We start from the raw sequence: 16,952 nt of genomic DNA, 5'->3' as shown, positions 1-16,952 counted from the left end.
CGGCCAAGCCATCATCTATGCTGCGTATATTTCTCCAACGCTTCGCGAAAGTCCTGCTCTGGTTCGTGGGCGGCAGCGTATTGCTGGTGCTGGTGTTCCGCTTTGTCCCGCCACCGGGGACCACGCTGATGGTCGAGCGCAAGATCGAATCCTGGTTCGACGGCGAGCCCATTGACCTGCAACGTGACTGGGAGCCGTGGGAAAATATCTCCGACGACCTGAAGGTCGCGGTCATGGCCGGCGAAGACCAGAAGTTTCCCGAACACTGGGGCTTTGACTTTGGCGCCATACAGGCCGCCTTTGCCCACAACGAACGCGGCGGTTCGATCCGCGGCGCCAGCACCCTGAGCCAGCAAGTGTCCAAGAACCTGTTCCTGTGGTCGGGTCGCAGCTGGCTGCGCAAGGGCCTGGAAGCCTGGTTTACCGCACTGATCGAAATCTTCTGGCCCAAGCAGCGGATTCTCGAGGTGTACCTCAACAGCGTGGAGTGGGATGAGGGCGTGTTTGGCGCCGAAGCGGCCGCACGGCATCACTTTGGCGTCAGCGCCCGCTCACTGAACCGCCAGCAAGCCAGCCTGCTGGCCGCGGTACTGCCTAACCCACGGGTCTGGAGCGCCAGCCATCCGAGCAGCTATGTCGCACGCCGTGCCGGCTGGATTCGGCGGCAGATGAGTCAACTGGGTGGGGACAGTTACCTGCTGGGGCTCAACGACTCGCGCCGGGCACCGTGGTCTCAATAAGTCCTTCCGGCTGATCATTCCCACGCTCTGCGTGGGAAAGCCGCCTTCGACGCTCTGCGTCGAGCTGTGACGCGGAGCGTCACCAGATGCGTTACCACGCAGAGTGTGAGAACGATCAGATACCACAAACGAAAACGCCCCGATCAGTGATTGGGGCGTTTTTTATTGCCGGCAGGAACGTTACGCGGCAATCGACAGCTTGAGCTTGTTCATCGCGCTCTTTTCAAGCTGACGGATACGCTCGGCCGACACGTTGTACTTCTGCGCCAGGTCGTGCAGCGTGGCTTTCTCTTCGGCCAGCCAGCGCTGGTAGAGAATGTCGCGGCTGCGGTCGTCCAGCACGTCCAGCGCCTCATGCAGGTTGCTGGTGGAGTTGTCGCTCCAGTCGGCGTCTTCCAGTTGACGCGCCGGGTCGTACCGGTGGTCTTCCAGATAGTTGGCCGGCGACTGGAATGCGCTGTCGTCATCCGCTTCGGCAGCCGGGTCAAACGCCATGTCGTGGCCGGTCAGCCGGCTTTCCATCTCGCGCACTTCCCGCGGCTCCACGCCGAGGCTTTCAGCCACGCGATGGACTTCATCGTTGTTCAGCCATGCCAGGCGTTTTTTCTGGCTGCGCAGGTTGAAGAACAGTTTGCGCTGGGCCTTGGTGGTTGCGACTTTCACGATGCGCCAGTTGCGCAGGATGAATTCGTGGATCTCCGCCTTGATCCAGTGCACGGCAAAAGACACCAGGCGCACACCCATCTCCGGGTTGAAGCGCTTGACCGCTTTCATCAGGCCAACGTTGCCTTCCTGGATCAGGTCAGCCTGGGCCAGGCCGTAGCCGGAATAGCTGCGGGCAATATGTACAACAAAACGCAGGTGGGCGAGCACCATCTGCCGAGCCGCCCCCAAATCCTGCTCATAGTAGAGACTCTCGGCCAGTTCACGCTCCTGCTCCGGTGTCAGCAATGGAATGCTGTTCACCGTGTGCACATAAGCCTCCAGGTTCGCGCCTGGGACCAGAGCATAAGCAGGTTGCAAAGAAGTGGTCATACGAAAAAACCTCCGACTCACATAACTCGTGCAGTTCAGCACTGCGAAAATTGACCGGAAACCGAAGGACAAGTTCCCCTACACGCTGAAAGGACATACAAGCAAAAAGACACTACTTCGGGGCAAGCTCTCTCAAATGGCGTGCCACCGCAATCCACGCACCGATATACCCCAACAACACCGCACCTAGCAAGAGAGACAGACCATCGGCTACCGGCACCCCGGCCAGTGCGAAATTACTGCCGTACAGGCCAGCCAACCCTGTTACCGCGTCATTCAGCCAGTTGAGGCCGAATGCCAGGACACCCCAGGAAAGGATCCCCGCGCCGAAGCCATACAGCGCCCCCATGTACAGAAAAGGCCTGCGCACATAGCTGTCAGTGCCGCCGACCAGTTTAATCACTTCTATCTCGGTGCGGCGGTTTTCAATATGAAGACGAATGGTATTGCCTATCACCAAAAGTAATGCAGAAACCAGCAACACGGTCAGACCGAAGACAAACCGCTCGCCCAGCTTGAGTATCGCCGCCAAACGCTCGACCCAGACTAGATCAAGTTGTGCCTGTTGTACCTTTGGCATCTCGGAAAGTCTTTGTCTTAATGCTTCAAGCGCCGCTTTGTCGACCTCCTTCGGCGTCACCAGCACCACGCCAGGCAGCGGGTTTTCCGGCAATTCCTTGAGCGCTTCACCCAGACCCGACTGCTGCTGGAATTCTTCCAGCGCCTGCTCGCGACCGATGTACTCGGCCTCGGCCACGCCTGGCAGGGCATTGATCTGCTCGCGCAGTTGCTCGCCTTCGCTGGCGCTGGCATCGAGTTGCAGGTACAGCGAGATTTGCGCCGCACGCTGCCAGGAGCCGCCCAGGCGCTCGACATTATTCAGCAAAAGTGACAGGCCCATCGGCAAACTCAGGGCAACCGCCATCACCAGGCAGGTGAAGAAGCTGCCAATCGGCTGCTTGCCCAGGCGGCGCAGGCTGTCGAGCAGACTGGCGCGATGGCTTTCAATCCAGGCATGCAGCAAGGTCTTGAAGTCCGGGCCATCGTCTTCGTCGCGGTTATTCTTTTGCGGTTGCGGATCGGCGGCCTTCGGGGCCACTCGCTCGGAAACCTTCGGACTGCGGGTAGCACTCATACCGCGGCCTCCCCGTCGCCGATCAATCGGCCACGTTGCAAGGTCAGCATGCGATGACGCATGCGGGCAATCAGCGCCAGGTCGTGACTGGCGATCAGCACACTGGTGCCCAGACGATTGATGTCTTCAAAGACACCCATGATTTCCGCCGCCAGCCGCGGGTCGAGGTTACCGGTCGGTTCGTCCGCCAGCAGCAGGGCCGGGCGATGGACGATGGCACGGGCGATGCCGACACGCTGTTGCTGACCGGTAGACAGGTCACCCGGGTACAGGTCGGTCTTGTCCGACAACGCCACACGCTCCAGGGCCGAATCCACGCGCTTGGCGACCTCTGCCTTGGACAAGCCCAGAATCTGCAGCGGCAAGGCGACGTTGTTGAACACCGTGCGATCGAACAGCAACTGGTGGTTCTGGAACACCACGCCGATCTGCCGACGCAGGAACGGGATCTGCGCGTTGCTGATGGTCGACAGGTCCTGCCCGGCCAGCAGCAGCTTGCCTGAGGTTGGGCGTTCCATGGCCAGCAACAGCCGCAACAGGGTACTTTTACCGGCCCCGGAGTGACCGGTTACAAACAAAAACTCGCCACGACGGACTCGAAAGCTCAGCTCATGCAAGCCGACGTGACCGTTCGGGTAGCGCTTACCGACCTGTTCGAAACGAATCATTAACGCTCCCGCTCGGCAAACAGTGCCTGGACAAAGGGTTCTGCTTCAAAAGTACGCAAATCGTCGATGCCTTCACCGACACCAATGTAGCGAATCGGCAGGCCAAACTGCTTGGCCAGGGCGAAAATCACCCCACCCTTGGCCGTGCCATCGAGCTTGGTCAGGGCCAGGCCCGTCAGCTCGACCGTCTGGTTGAATTGCTTGGCCTGGTTGATAGCGTTCTGGCCGGTACCGGCGTCGAGCACCAGCAGCACCTCGTGTGGCGCGTCGGCGTCGAGCTTGCCGATCACCCGGCGAACCTTCTTCAGCTCTTCCATCAGATTGTCTTTAGTGTGCAGACGACCGGCGGTGTCGGCGATCAGGACGTCAATGTTGCGCGCCTTGGCGGCCTGCACCGCATCGAAGATCACCGAAGCCGAATCAGCACCGGTGTGCTGGGCGATCACCGGGATCTTGTTGCGTTCGCCCCAGACCTGCAATTGCTCGACCGCCGCGGCACGGAAGGTGTCACCCGCCGCGAGCATGACTTTCTTGCCTTCGAGCTGCAGCTTCTTCGCCAGTTTGCCGATGGTGGTGGTCTTGCCGGCGCCATTGACGCCGACCACCAGAATCACGAACGGCTTGTTCTGCGCCACGATCTTCAGCGGCTGCTCGACCGGCTTGAGCATCTCTGTCAGCTCGGCCTGAAGGGATTTGTACAGGGCGTCGGCATCGGCCAGCTCCTTGCGCGCAACCTTCTGGGTCAGGCGCTGGATGATCACCGATGTCGCCTCGACCCCCACGTCAGCGGTCAGCAGGCGGGTTTCGATGTCTTCGAGCAACTCGTCATCGATAATCTTCTTGCCCAGGAACAGGCTGGCCATGCCCTCGCCGATGCTGGCGCTGGTTTTTGACAAACCTTGCTTGAGGCGGGCAAAAAAGCCGGCCTTGGCCTCTTCAGTGCGTGCTGGTTGAGGCGCTTCCTGTTCCGCGGCGGCCGTTGCAACCGGCATTGGTGCAGGCTCGGCGGCGATCGGGGCCGGCGCGGTCACTGGGGCCGGAGTTGGCACGGCAGTGATCGGGGCTGGGGTTACAACCGGGATTGGAGCTGGAGCCGGGGTAGGCACAGGCTCTGGCGCCACAAACGCGGCGATGATCGGCTGTGGCAGGTCAGGCTCTTCAACTTCCAGCGACTCGTGCGCTGGCTCGACCAGCGGCTTCGGCTCGCCCACCAACAGCTCTACGGCTTGCTGGACCACGGTCGGCGCGGGAATCGGTGGCGTGATGTGGGGCGCCTGCTCGTCTTCGACCAACGCAACCGGCTCTTCCGGCACGGGCAGGGTCAACCAGGGCTTGTGCACGACTTCGGCGACAGGCGGCAGCTCGATCACCGCCTCAGGTTGCGGTTCGACGACCGGCTGCAGTACCGGCTCGACCGGCGCTACCACCACGGGAGCCGGTGCTTCGGCAACCGGCGCGGCGTTGACAACCGGCTCGGGCGCAACCTCGGGAAGCGCCTGTGGCTGTTCGACGACGGGTTCCTGCGGCTTTTTGCGCAGCCATCCGAACAGGCTTTTCTTCTCGCCAGCCGCAGCTGGGTTCTTCTTGTCGTCGTTGGAACCAAACATGGAGGACGGCTATCTCACGGTAGCGACGCGCCAATGTGGCGCCTCGGCAATTGAATATTCGATGCAGAACAGACTGCGTTTGACCCAGCTTGTTCACGCGCAACATTTTGTCGAAGTGCTAAATGGCACTTCAAGGATCGATTTCACAAAGGACTGGACCGGCAAAATCGGCGAAAAAGCGGAGTTTAGCTGATAAACCCGCACCTTCCGTCGCAAACCTATTCAACCTGATCAAGCACAAAGGCCTGATAGGCGTGGCCGCCGCTAAAACGGATCAGTATCCTAGCACCCTCTAGCCCGCCGACGCTAAGGCCAAGCGGGCAGCCCAACAGGTTTAAAAACGAATGAATGCTCTAGCCCGCCGCGCCGCAGGCCTGCTGCTCAGCACAGTTTGTCTGCCCCTTTCGGCTTTGGCTGCCGACCCTCAACCGACCCACGAATTCACCCTCGACAACGGCCTCAAGGTCGTCGTGCGCGAAGACCATCGCGCCCCGGTGGTGGTTTCCCAGGTCTGGTACAAGGTCGGCTCCAGCTACGAAACCCCGGGCCAGACCGGCTTGTCCCATGCTCTTGAGCACATGATGTTCAAGGGCAGCGAGAAAGTCGGCCCCGGCGAAGCATCATTGATCCTGCGCGACCTGGGCGCCGAAGAGAACGCCTTCACCAGCGATGACTACACCGCGTACTACCAGGTGCTGGCCCGTGATCGCCTGGGCGTGGCGTTTGAACTGGAGGCCGACCGCATGGCCACCCTGCGCTTGCCCGCCGATGAGTTCAGCCGCGAAATCGAAGTGATCAAGGAAGAACGTCGCCTGCGCACCGACGACAAGCCGATGTCCAAGGCCTTCGAGCGCTTCAAGGCCATGGCCTTCCCGGCCAGCGGCTATCACACGCCGACCATCGGCTGGATGGCCGACCTGGACCGCATGAAGATTGAAGAGCTGCGCCACTGGTATGAATCCTGGTACGCACCGAACAACGCCACTCTGGTGGTGGTCGGCGACGTGACCCCGGACGAAGTAAAAGCCCTGGCACAACGCTACTTCGGGCCGATCGCCAAGCGCGACGTGCCACCGGCCAAGATTCCGCGAGAGCTGGCCGAGCCCGGCGAGCGTTTGATTACCCTGAAAGTGCAGACCCAACTGCCGGCCCTGATGCTGGGCTTCAACGTGCCAAGCATCGCCACCACCGAAGACAAACGCTCGGTGAACGCCCTGCGACTGATCGCGGCCCTGCTGGATGGCGGCTACAGTGGGCGCATCCCGACCCAACTGGAACGCGGCGAGGAACTGGTGTCGGGTGGCTCGTCGAGTTATGACGCCTACACCCGTGGCGACAGTCTCTTCACCCTGTCGGCGACCCCCAACACCCAGAAACACAAAACCATGGCCCAGGCTGAAGCCGGCCTGTGGAAACTGCTGGAGCAGCTCAAGACCACGGAGCCGTCCGCTGAAGAGCTGGAGCGCGTGCGGGCCCAGGTGATTGCCGGCCTGGTCTACGAGCGAGACTCGATTACCAGCCAGGCCACCGCCATCGGCCAACTGGAGACCGTCGGCCTGTCCTGGAAACTGATGGACAGCGAACTCGCCGAACTGGAAAGCGTGACCCCGCAAGACATCCAGAAAGCTGCCCGACTCTATTTCACCCGCGAACGTCTCAGCGTCGCCCATGTTCTGCCACAGGAGACGACTCATGAGTGAGCGTAAACCAACGCGCCGGGCGCTGATCGGCCTGATCGCCGTCGCCCTGATCGGCTCTGCCGCCTTCTATTTCTCCAGGACCGATGAGTCCTTGGCCAGCGAAGCCTTCGATAAGGCCAAGTCCAGCCAGAAGCTGCAATCGCTGGCGGAACTCAACGGCAAGGCGCCGAGCCATCGCACGCTGGACGTTCAGACCTGGACCACCGCCGAGGGTGCAAAAGTACTGTTCGTGGCCGCCCCCGAACTGCCAATGTTCGACATGCGCCTGATTTTCGCCGCTGGCAGCAGCCAGGACGGCGACAAACCAGGGCTGGCGATGCTGACCAACGCGATGCTCAACGAAGGCGTTGCCGGCAAGGATGTCAGCCAGATCGCCGAGGGTTTCGAAGGCCTGGGTGCCGACTTTGGCAATGGTGCCTACAAGGACATGGCGGTTGCCTCGCTGCGCAGCCTGAGCGCGGTAGACAAACGCGAACCCGCCCTCAAGCTGTTCGCTGAAGTGGTGGGCAAACCGACGCTCCCGGCCGACTCGCTGGCACGGATCAAGAACCAGATGCTCGCGGGCTTCGAATACCAGAAGCAGAACTCGGCAAAAGTGGCGAGCCTGGAACTGATGCGTCGTCTGTACGGCCAGCATCCGTATGCCCACTCCAGCGACGGCAATGCGCTGAGCATTCCTCAAATTACCCTGGCACAACTCAAGGCCTTCCACGCCAAAGCCTATACGGCGGGCAACGTGGTGATCGCGCTGGTCGGCGACCTGTCGCGCAGCGAGGCCGAAGCGATTGCCGCCCAAGTCTCCACTGCCCTGCCCAAAGGCCCGGCGCTGGCCAAGATCGAACAACCAGTGGAACCCAAGCCCGGCACCAGCCGCGTCGAGTTTCCGTCCAAGCAGACCAACCTGATGCTCGCCCAATTGGGCATCGACCGTGACGATCCGGACTACGCGGCCGTCTCCATGGGCAACCAGATTCTGGGTGGCGGTGGTTTTGGCACTCGACTGATGAGCGAAGTCCGTGAAAAACGCGGCCTGACCTATGGCGTCTACTCGGGCTTCTCGCCGATGCAGGCCCGCGGTCCGTTCATGATCAACCTGCAAACCCGCGCCGAAATGAGCGAAGGCACGCTCAAGCTGGTACAGGACGTCATGACCGACTACCTTAAAACGGGTCCGACCCCGAAAGAGCTCGACGATGCCAAGCGTGAACTGGCCGGCAGCTTCCCGCTGTCCACCGCCAGCAATGCCGACATTGTCGGGCAACTGGGCGCCATGGGTTTCTATGACTTGCCGCTGACCTACCTTGAGGATTTCATGCGGCAGTCGCAGGACCTGACCGTCGAACAGGTCACCGCCGCCATGAATAAACACTTGAGCATGGATAAAATGGTCATCGTCACCGTTGGCCCTACCGTGCCGCAAAAGCCGTTACCGGCCCCTACTGACAAACCTTCCGAGCAGCCGCTCGGGGTTCCGGAGCATTAATGGCCAGTCCATCGCGTCCCAAGAAACCCGTTCACAACGTCCACAACGGCGTGAACCAATTGCGCATTATCGGCGGCGAGTGGCGTAGCCGTCGCCTGAGCTTCCCGGACGCCCCTGGCTTGCGCCCGACGCCGGACCGCGTGCGCGAAACCCTGTTCAACTGGCTCGCGCCCTACGTGGCCGGGGCCAAGGTGCTTGACCCGTTCGCCGGCAGCGGCGCGCTGTTTCTCGAAGCCCTGTCCCGTGGCGCAGCCATGGGCCAGGCACTGGACGCCAGCAGCCTGGCGGTTTCCAGCCTGAAGGAGCATTTGGGCACCCTGCGCTGCACCGTCGGCCAGGTGCAAACCGCCGACGCCCTGCGCTACCTGGAAACCCAGCCAGCCAGCGCCTACGACCTGGTGTTCCTGGACCCGCCGTTCAACCAGAACCTGCTGCCCGCCGTCTGCACCCTGCTGGAAGAGCGGCAATGGCTGGCCGACGATGCGTGGATCTACACGGAAAGCGAAAACGCGCCTTCGACGCTCGGCCTGCCGGGAGCCTGGCGCCTGCACCGCGAGCAAAAATCCGGGCGGGTCTACTACGCGTTGTGGCATCGCAACGCCTGAGTCCTGCGCGATAAAACGAGCGGTTACGCTAATGCCGGTCAGTTAAGAGAAATAAAGCCGAACACGAACCCCGTGGCGAGGGAGCAAGCTCCCTCGCCACGGGTACTATGTTCGGCTGGTCTTTGGCTTAACTGATCGGCATTAGGCGGTTACGCTGCCCGTTCAGCCATAAATACTTACCACCTGCCGCATCCGTGTGCACCCCACAGTGATTGACAGCATTTTCCGTCGATCAATGAGGATGTAAACGGATGAACATCTACCGCAATATCACGCTGCTCCTGGGCGGGCTGCTGCCCTGCCTGGCAGTGGCGACCAGCACCTCCGTCACCCATGAATTCAGCCTGGAAAACGGTCTGAAAGTACTGGTGCGTGAGGACCATCGAGCCCCGGTGGTCACCTCCCAGCTGTGGTTGAAAGTGGGCTCCAGTCACGAGCTGCCAGGGCAGTCTGGTGTATCCCACGCACTCGAACACATGCTTTACAAGGGCAGCAGCAAAACCTGTCCAGGCGAAGCATCGGCCATTCTGGCAAGACTCGGAGCATCAGAAAACGCCTTCACCAACAAGGACTTCACCACCTACTCCCAAACCATGCCGCCCCACCGCATTAATGTCGCATTCGAACTGATGGCCGACCTCATCACAACGGCACACCTTCGGGCCGAGGACTTCTCCAACGAACTGGAGGTCATCAAGCAAGAGCGTCGGGAATACACCGACGATGAGCCATTGGGCCTGGCCATGGAACGGCTCCACAGCATTGCCTTCCCAGCCAGCCCCTATGCGACACCGGTCATCGGTTGGATGCACGACCTACAGCGCATGAACACGACACGGCTACGTCAGTGGTATCAGGACTGGTACGCACCCAACAACGCGACATTGGTCATCGTCGGCGATGTCACCGTCGTCCAGATAAAACCCCTCGTCCAACGCTACTTCGGTGCTATTGCTCGCAGAGCTGTCCCCGAGGCCCCTTTGCCACTGGAGTTAGCCGAGCCCGGTGAGCGAAAGATTGTTCTGCACCAACCCGTCCATGCGCCCAGCTTGCTGATGACCTTCAATGTACCCAGCCAGACTACGACGACAGACCTGCGTACGGTGCATGCCTTGCGCCTGCTCGACATCTTGCTGGCCGGCTCCAACGGTTCACGCCTTAAAAAACAATTACTGCTCACTGAGCAACTGTTCTCCGAGATTACGTCCGGGTACAACTCGCTTACTCGTGGCGACAGCCTTTTAACAATCAGCGCTCAGCTCCATGGCAAGCAACCTAGCAGCCTCGACCAGGCACAGGCGCGTGTCTGGCAGTTGCTCGACGAACTGAAAACAACACCTCCCACTTCCGACGAACTGGAGCGTGCACGCACCCTTCTGATCGCCAACAAAGTCTATGAACAGGACTCCATTGAGTCCCTGGCGGCACACATGGGCTTGCTTGAAAGCATCGGCCTGTCATGGCGCAGTATGGAGCAGGACCTCAATGAGCTGAACAAGGTGACCGCCGAAGATATCCAGCAGGCGGCAAACACTTACCTGACTCGCCAACGCCTGAGCGTTGCTTACGTGCAGCAGGAGCAAACCAATGACTAAGTTCAGAAACGCCATGCTGCTGTGCCTTGCACTTGCCAGCGCGCTGTCCGGTGCATCGACCATTGCTTCGACTCAAACGACTGACCGGCTGGAATCACTGACCGAAACACCGCCACCGGCACCCGCGCCCCGCACACTGAATATCCATGCCTGGAAGAGCCTCACCGGTAGCAAAGTATTGTTTATCCGGACAACAGAACTGCCGATGCTCGACCTGCATGTCAGCTTTGCCGCCGGTAGTGCACGAGACGATCAACACCCAGGACTGGCAGCCACGACGTTCAGCCTGCTGAACGAAGGGGTCCAGGGCCAGAACCTGACGCAAATCCTTGAAACCTTCGACAGCCTGGGTGCCCAACTGGACATGGAGATCAATCAGGAGCGAGCCTCATTCTCACTGCGCACTCTAAGCGCGACCAACAAACGCACACCTGCCGTACAGTTGCTCACACGCATACTCGGTCAGCCGTTGCTCGCCAAAGAAGCGCTCGTACGGGTCAAGACAGAGCTGGTTGATCGGCTTGAAAAACAGCAGACACAACCTGAAAGCCAGGTCGGTCAAGCAATGAATCAATTGCTGTTCGGCACACATCCCTATGCCCAGCCAGTCTACGGAACCGTACAAAGCCTGCCATTGATAAGTCGGGAACAGGTGCAGGACTTTCATAAAAAATACTACAACCCGGGCAATGTGCTGATTACCCTGGTCGGCGACCTGTCACTCGATGAGGCCCAGCGCATCAGCTTGCAAATAACCGATGCCCTCCCACAAACCCCCGCCATGGCGGCACCAGCCAGTCCATCCCAGGCGCAGAACCCAAGCACCTCGCGGCATATCGAAAGCCCACTGAACCAGACCCACCTGATGCTGGCCCAGCAGGGAGTCACACGCAAGGATCCCGATTACGCCGCTCTGAAAGTGGCTAATCTGATATTCGCAGGGAGCGACCCCGGCTCACGCCTGATGAAAGAACTCCGTGAGAGGCGAGGACTCATTTATGGCGTGCACATGAGTACACCCAATTGGCAAGGGCACAATCCAGTCAGCCTCTCTCTACAAACGAGTCCGGAGTTCAGCGAGGGCACACTGGCATTGATCAAGGACCTGTTTCGGGACTATCTGCTGGAAGGACCGACACAGCAGGAGCTCGACGATGCCAAAGACCTGCTACGCGGTGTTACCGCGCTGACCAGCGCCAGCAATGCGCAAATACTTTCTGGACTGTTTGATATCAGCCGACATGACTTGCCCTTCGACCTGGACTTTACGGTACAACAAGCCCTGCAATTGACCACCCAGCAAATCAAGGCAGCACTGAACCGACACTACAGCACTGAACAATGGAATGTCGTCACCCTTGGCCCCACCACGCCCCAGCAGGCACTACCTGAGCCGATCAATCAACCGCAACAGAGCCTGTGTCGCGCTGGCGACGAGAGTGTGGCAAGTTAGGTTTTTCAGTGATACAGGTGGAGCGGGCACAATACCCGCTCTGCTGCCATCGCCACCTGATCCAACGAGATTATCGTGCCCCTGCACTCTCCCGTTTACGCACCTGAAAGCCCCTTCACCCCCGCCTTCGGCTTGGGCAATCCGCACCTGCAAACCTTGTGGGGGCCGCTGTGGCGTAAAACCACGCACCTGGACCGACAACGCGAACGCCTATGGCTGGATGACGGCGATTTCCTCGATCTCGACTGGCACGGACCGCACAGCGCTGAAACGCCCTTGGTGCTGGTGCTGCACGGGTTGACCGGGTCGTCGAACTCACCCTACGTCGCCGGCCTGCAAAAAGCCTTGTCTGCCCAGGGCTGGGCCAGCGTCGCCCTGAACTGGCGCGGCTGCTCGGGCGAACCGAACCGGTTGCCACGCAGCTATCACTCCGGCGTCAGCGAAGACCTCGCGGCGGCGATCAATCACCTTCGCGCCACACGCCCGTTAGCACCGCTGTACGCGGTCGGCTATTCACTGGGGGGCAACGTGCTCCTCAAGCACTTGGGCGAAACCGGCAGTGACAGCCAGTTGCAGGGCGCCGTGGCGGTCTCGGTGCCGTTTCGCCTGGACCAGTGCGCCGACCGTATCGGCCAGGGCTTTTCCAAGGTCTATCAGGCGCACTTCATGCGCGAGATGCTGGCCTACATCAAGATCAAGGAGCGGCAGTTCCTCCTCGACGGCCGTCACGAGGGCCTGGCGACACTGGCCCAACTGGGCTCGCTGGACAACATGCGCACCTTCTGGGATTTCGATGGCCGAGTGACCGCGCCACTGCATGGCTTCGAAGACGCGCACGACTACTACCGCCGTGCCTCCAGCCGCTATTTCCTCGGTGAAATCCGCACGCCGACACTGATCATCCAGGCGGCTGACGATCCGTTTGTCTTTCCCTACAGTTTGCCGGTGTCCAGCGAACTGTCGGCCTGCACGCAATTTGAGCTGCAGGCCAAAGGTGGACATGTCGGCTTCGTCGACGGCACGTTGCGCGCTCCCGGTTACTACCTGGAGCGGCGCATTCCCCATTGGCTGATTCAAACAGCTCGCGGATAAGACCAATTCGGGCGGGCCTATCCGTATCTGGCTACCGGCCCCTTGGCCGAAACTGAACCGGCCTCGGACAGTGGCCGGCCTGACGACTCAGTCGCCGGTGGCAATCGCGCGTGCGGGGTCCGTAATCCATTCGCTCCACGAACCGGCATACAGCGCCCCCAGCGGGTAGCCGGCCAGGCACAAGGCGAACAGGTTGTGGCAGGCCGTCACCCCGGAACCGCAGTACGCCACCAATTCGGTGGGCGAGCGATCACCGAGCTTTTCGGCAAAGCGCTGTTTGAGTTGGTCGGCAGGCAGGAAGCGCCCATCCGCGCCCAGGTTGTCAGTGAACGCCGCACATTGAGCCCCCGGGATGTGCCCGGCAACCGGGTCGATGGGCTCGACCTCGCCACGAAAACGCGGCAGCCCACGGGCGTCGATCAAGGTCAGGGACGGTTGCCCGAGGCGCTGTTGCAGTTTCTCGGCACTGAGCAGCAAGGTCGAATCCGGCACGCCTTGGAAAGTACCACTGATCCTGGTCGGCGCATCCAGGCTCAGCGGCAGGCCCGCGATGTGCCAGGCCTTGAGGCCGCCATCCAGAATGAACACGCCGTCGCGCTTGCCCAGCCACGCCAGCAACCACCAGGCCCGCGCGGCAAAGGCGCCGGGGCCGTCGTCATACAGCACCACTTCACTGTCATTGCTGATGCCCCAGGCTTGCAGGCGCTCGATCAGCGACTGCGCCGCAGGCAACGGGTGGCGGCCGGTCACGCCCTTGATCACCGGGCCACTGAGGTCGCGCTCCAGATCGGCGAACACGGCACCGGCGATATGCCCTTCGGCATAGCTGCGCTGGCCATAATCCGGATCTTCGAGGGCAAAACGACAATCCAGTATCACCAGCCCGGCCTGGTCTTTTTTCTGTTCCAGGGCAGTAGGGCTGATCAGTTGCGCGATGGACATGGCGGGCTCCTGTGAGTAAGTCTGAAGTCGATGCTACTGCACTTCTTCGAGGGCCTGGGCCAATGGCACGTAAAACTCCTCGAATAAAGCACTGACCTCTTCGCGTGCCTGCTCGGTGACAAACCCGGCTTCCAGCACCAGGACCTGATAAACGCCACGCTTGATAGCTTGCTCGCTCAGGTGGCTGGAGTTTTCCCGGGTGGTGCACAGGAAGCGCACCCAGGAGGTCAGGATGATCCAGGCATTGAGCGTCAGGGATTCGATCTGCACCTTGTCCATGCGCAGGATCCCGGCCTCGACAAAGCCTGCGTAGATCGCCGTGCCCTGGATCAGGCAACGCTGGGAAAAGCGCCGGTAGCGGGCCGCCAGCTCGGCATCGTTGTCGAGCAGGTGTTCCAGGTCACGGTGCAGGAACCGGTATCGCCACATGGCCGCCAGCAACGCCTGCAAATAGAAGCGCTTGTCCGCAACCGTGGCCACCCGCCCCTGGGGCGGGCGCAGAAAGCTTTCGACCAGCGCCTCGTACTCACTGAACAACACGGCGATGATCGCCTGCTTGTTGGGGAAGTGGTAGTACAGGTTGCCCGGAGAAATCTCCATGTGCGCGGCAATATGGTTGGTGCTGACGCTGCGTTCGCCCTGCTGATTGAACAGCTCGAGGCTGTTCTGCACGATGCGCTCGCTGGTTTTTATCCGTGGGGCCATGGCTTGGGCTTTAATCCAGAGTGCATTGACGAGCATCTTACGACCTATCCGTTGACGGATAAATCATCGCTTCCCGAGGTAGTCATTTGACTTTTTAGAGCATAGACTCTAAAAACTTCTCCAGTCTAACAATAATCGGAGCCACCATGACCGCCGACATTGCCTACCTGCAAAACGCCCAGCAGGCCTTGAGCGAGCTTAACGACCTGTTTACCGCCCAGCGTCAGGCATACGCGGCCAACCCGATGCCGCCAGCGGCTCAGCGCCAGCAGTGGCTCAAGGCCCTGCGCGACCTGTTGAGTGACGAGCGCCAGGCCCTGATCGAGGCGATCAGCCAGGATTTCAGCAACCGCAGCGCGGATGAAACCCTGCTCGCCGAACTGATGCCGAGCCTGCACTGCATCCACTACGCCAGCAAACACCTCAAAGGCTGGATGAAAGCCTCCCCGCGTAAGGTCGGTGCCGCGTTTCAGCCGGCCAAGGCCAAGGTGGTCTATCAGCCACTGGGGGTGATCGGGATCATCGTGCCGTGGAACTATCCGCTGTACCTGGCCATCGGGCCGCTGGTCGGCGCCCTGTCGGCCGGCAACCGGGTGATGCTCAAGCTCAGCGAATCCACGCCCGCCACCGGCGCCCTGCTCAAGACCTTGCTGGCCAAAGTGTTCCCCGAAGACCTGGTGTGCGTGGTCCTGGGTGAAGCGGACATGGGCATCGCCTTCTCCCGCCTGCCGTTCGACCACCTGTTGTTTACCGGGGCCACCAGCATCGGCAAACACGTGATGCGGGCCGCGGCCGAACACCTGACACCGGTCACCCTGGAACTGGGCGGCAAATCCCCGGCCATCGTGTCCCACGACGTACCGCTCAAGGACGCCGCCGAGCGCATTGCGTTCGGCAAGACCCTCAACGCCGGACAAACCTGCGTTGCGCCCGACTATGTGCTGGTGCCTGAAGAACGGGTCGGTTCCTTTGTCGAAGCCTATCGCCAGGCCGTTCGCGGGTTCTACCCGACCCTCGCGGACAACCCCGACTACACCGCCATCATCAATGACCGCCAACTGGCGCGGCTGCACGGCTACCTCAGCGACGCCACCAGCAAGGGCGCGTTGCTGGTGCCGATGTTCGAGCAGGACCAGGGGCGGCGCATGGGCCACAGCCTGCTGCTCAATGTCAGCGACGACATGACCGTGATGCAGGACGAGATCTTTGGCCCGGTGCTGCCGATCGTGCCCTACAAAACGCTGGATGACGCCTTCGCCTACATCAACCAACGGCCGCGTCCGCTGGCGCTCTACTATTTCGGCTACGACAAGGCCGCACAGAACCGCGTCCTCCAGCACACCCATTCCGGCGGTGTGTGCCTGAACGACACCCTGCTGCATGTGGCCCAGGACGACATGCCGTTTGGCGGTATCGGCGCGTCAGGCATGGGCCACTACCATGGTCATGAAGGCTTCCTGACCTTCAGCAAGGCCAAGGGTGTCTTGATCAAGCAGCGCTTCAACGCGGCGAAACTGATTTACCCGCCTTACGGCAAATCCATCCAGAAGCTGATTCAGAAGCTGTTCATCCGCTGACATTCCATTGCCGGGTAATAACAATAATGAACCCCAGTCTTTCCGATTCCCCCGCGCTGTCACGGCGCGGCCTGCTCAAATTCAGCCTTGGCGCTACCGCCTTCCTCGCCACCGCGGGCCTGGGCGCCAGCCTCAGCGGTTGCTCGGCCAGCACCCCGGCCAGCGGCTTTGCGGTGCTGCGCAGCAGCGACCTGCCATTTCTGCGGGCCCTGCTCCCGGTGATGCTCGACGGTGCCATCGCGCCCGAGAAAATGCCTGCGGCCCTCGAAGGCACCCTGAAATCGCTGGATGACAGCCTCAATCATTTATCGCCAGAAATGCTCAAGCTGACCCAGCAGTTGTTCGATGTGCTCGCCATGCCCGTCACCCGCGGGCCCTTGACCGGAATCTGGGGCGCCTGGGAGAACGCCAGCGGCGATGACATCCGCCGCTTCCTGCAACGCTGGGAAAACAGCTCATTGAGCCTGTTGCGCATGGGTCACAGCTCGATCCTGCAACTGGTGATGATGGCCTGGTACAGCCGCGCCGAGTCATGGGCTCATTGCGGCTATCCCGGCCCGCCCACCGTTTAAGACCGTGGTTCGCCGGTGATGAGGCTGTCTGCCTCACGCCACT

Annotated in this window: 16 protein-coding genes; 10 read left to right on the top strand and 6 right to left on the bottom strand. The window is 60.9% G+C overall.

Features of this window, described 5'->3' with window-relative positions; genetic code table 11:
* The first annotated feature begins 17 nt into the window (after window positions 1-17).
* The gene (gene mtgA / locus AC3WQN_RS04380; RefSeq protein ID WP_103398861.1) at window positions 18-740 is read left to right on the top strand and encodes a monofunctional biosynthetic peptidoglycan transglycosylase; all 723 of its coding nucleotides are present in this window, start codon (window positions 18-20) and stop codon (window positions 738-740) included.
* Window positions 741-920: 180 nt separating this feature from the next.
* On the opposite strand, the gene rpoH is transcribed toward mtgA, so the two are convergent.
* The 4 genes from rpoH to ftsY form a co-directional block, all read right to left on the bottom strand.
* Window positions 921-1,775 (bottom strand): RNA polymerase sigma factor RpoH, encoded by an 855-nt coding sequence (gene rpoH, locus AC3WQN_RS04375; protein WP_095146057.1) that lies wholly within the window; start codon window positions 1,773-1,775, stop codon window positions 921-923.
* 112 nt (window positions 1,776-1,887) lie between these two features.
* Window positions 1,888-2,910, bottom strand: a complete 1,023-nt coding sequence (ftsX, locus tag AC3WQN_RS04370; protein ID WP_103398804.1) for a permease-like cell division protein FtsX — start codon at window positions 2,908-2,910, stop codon at window positions 1,888-1,890.
* The gene (ftsE, locus tag AC3WQN_RS04365) at window positions 2,907-3,578 is read right to left on the bottom strand and encodes a cell division ATP-binding protein FtsE (protein WP_103398803.1); all 672 of its coding nucleotides are present in this window, start codon (window positions 3,576-3,578) and stop codon (window positions 2,907-2,909) included. The genes ftsX and ftsE overlap by 4 nt, the downstream gene beginning before the upstream one ends.
* Entirely contained in the window at window positions 3,578-5,185 is a 1,608-nt protein-coding gene (gene ftsY, locus AC3WQN_RS04360) for a signal recognition particle-docking protein FtsY (RefSeq protein ID WP_103398802.1), read from the bottom strand. Before ftsY ends, ftsE begins: the two co-directional genes overlap by 1 nt.
* Here ftsY and AC3WQN_RS04355 point away from each other — a divergent pair.
* From AC3WQN_RS04355 to AC3WQN_RS04325, 7 genes are all read left to right on the top strand, one after another.
* Complete coding sequence (locus AC3WQN_RS04355) at window positions 5,184-5,378, top strand: hypothetical protein (protein ID WP_103398801.1); 195 nt, start codon at window positions 5,184-5,186, stop codon at window positions 5,376-5,378. The two genes, ftsY and AC3WQN_RS04355, sit on opposite strands and share 2 nt — an antisense overlap.
* A 151-nt stretch (window positions 5,379-5,529) precedes the next feature.
* Window positions 5,530-6,885, top strand: coding sequence for a M16 family metallopeptidase (locus AC3WQN_RS04350; RefSeq protein WP_103398800.1), 1,356 nt, complete (start codon window positions 5,530-5,532; stop codon window positions 6,883-6,885).
* Window positions 6,878-8,368, top strand: a complete 1,491-nt coding sequence (locus AC3WQN_RS04345) for a M16 family metallopeptidase (RefSeq protein WP_103398799.1) — start codon at window positions 6,878-6,880, stop codon at window positions 8,366-8,368. Before AC3WQN_RS04350 ends, AC3WQN_RS04345 begins: the two co-directional genes overlap by 8 nt.
* Window positions 8,368-8,973, top strand: coding sequence for a 16S rRNA (guanine(966)-N(2))-methyltransferase RsmD (gene rsmD / locus AC3WQN_RS04340; protein ID WP_103398798.1), 606 nt, complete (start codon window positions 8,368-8,370; stop codon window positions 8,971-8,973). Before AC3WQN_RS04345 ends, rsmD begins: the two co-directional genes overlap by 1 nt.
* A gap of 251 nt (window positions 8,974-9,224) precedes the next feature.
* Window positions 9,225-10,568, top strand: coding sequence for a M16 family metallopeptidase (locus AC3WQN_RS04335; RefSeq protein WP_103398797.1), 1,344 nt, complete (start codon window positions 9,225-9,227; stop codon window positions 10,566-10,568).
* Window positions 10,534-12,021 carry a M16 family metallopeptidase gene (locus AC3WQN_RS04330; RefSeq protein ID WP_256587198.1) on the top strand — a complete coding sequence of 496 codons (1,488 nt, stop codon included), beginning with the start codon at window positions 10,534-10,536 and terminating at the stop codon, window positions 12,019-12,021. The genes AC3WQN_RS04335 and AC3WQN_RS04330 overlap by 35 nt, the downstream gene beginning before the upstream one ends.
* Before the next feature lie 75 nt (window positions 12,022-12,096).
* Window positions 12,097-13,113, top strand: coding sequence for a hydrolase (locus AC3WQN_RS04325; RefSeq protein WP_256587197.1), 1,017 nt, complete (start codon window positions 12,097-12,099; stop codon window positions 13,111-13,113).
* Between the two features lie 87 nt (window positions 13,114-13,200).
* Here AC3WQN_RS04325 and AC3WQN_RS04320 read toward each other — a convergent pair whose 3' ends face one another.
* Together AC3WQN_RS04320 and AC3WQN_RS04315 are read right to left on the bottom strand one after the other, a co-directional pair.
* Window positions 13,201-14,055: a sulfurtransferase gene (locus AC3WQN_RS04320; protein ID WP_103398795.1), complete on the bottom strand. Its 855-nt coding sequence runs from the start codon at window positions 14,053-14,055 to the stop codon at window positions 13,201-13,203.
* 33 nt (window positions 14,056-14,088) lie between these two features.
* Window positions 14,089-14,760 carry a TetR/AcrR family transcriptional regulator gene (locus AC3WQN_RS04315; protein WP_103398859.1) on the bottom strand — a complete coding sequence of 224 codons (672 nt, stop codon included), beginning with the start codon at window positions 14,758-14,760 and terminating at the stop codon, window positions 14,089-14,091.
* A gap of 146 nt (window positions 14,761-14,906) precedes the next feature.
* On the opposite strand from AC3WQN_RS04315, the gene AC3WQN_RS04310 reads away from it, so the two are divergent.
* A complete protein-coding gene (locus AC3WQN_RS04310) occupies window positions 14,907-16,337 on the top strand; it encodes a coniferyl aldehyde dehydrogenase (protein WP_095146042.1) in 1,431 nt (476 codons plus the stop codon).
* Between the two features lie 26 nt (window positions 16,338-16,363).
* Complete coding sequence (locus AC3WQN_RS04305) at window positions 16,364-16,909, top strand: twin-arginine translocation pathway signal protein (RefSeq protein WP_095146040.1); 546 nt, start codon at window positions 16,364-16,366, stop codon at window positions 16,907-16,909.
* The last annotated feature ends 43 nt before the right edge of the window (window positions 16,910-16,952 follow it).

The sequence above is a fragment of the Pseudomonas sp. FW300-N1A1 genome, from assembly GCF_058789115.1.
Note: the sequence above shows the minus strand (reverse complement) of the source record. Positions and strands in the feature narration are given on the sequence as shown.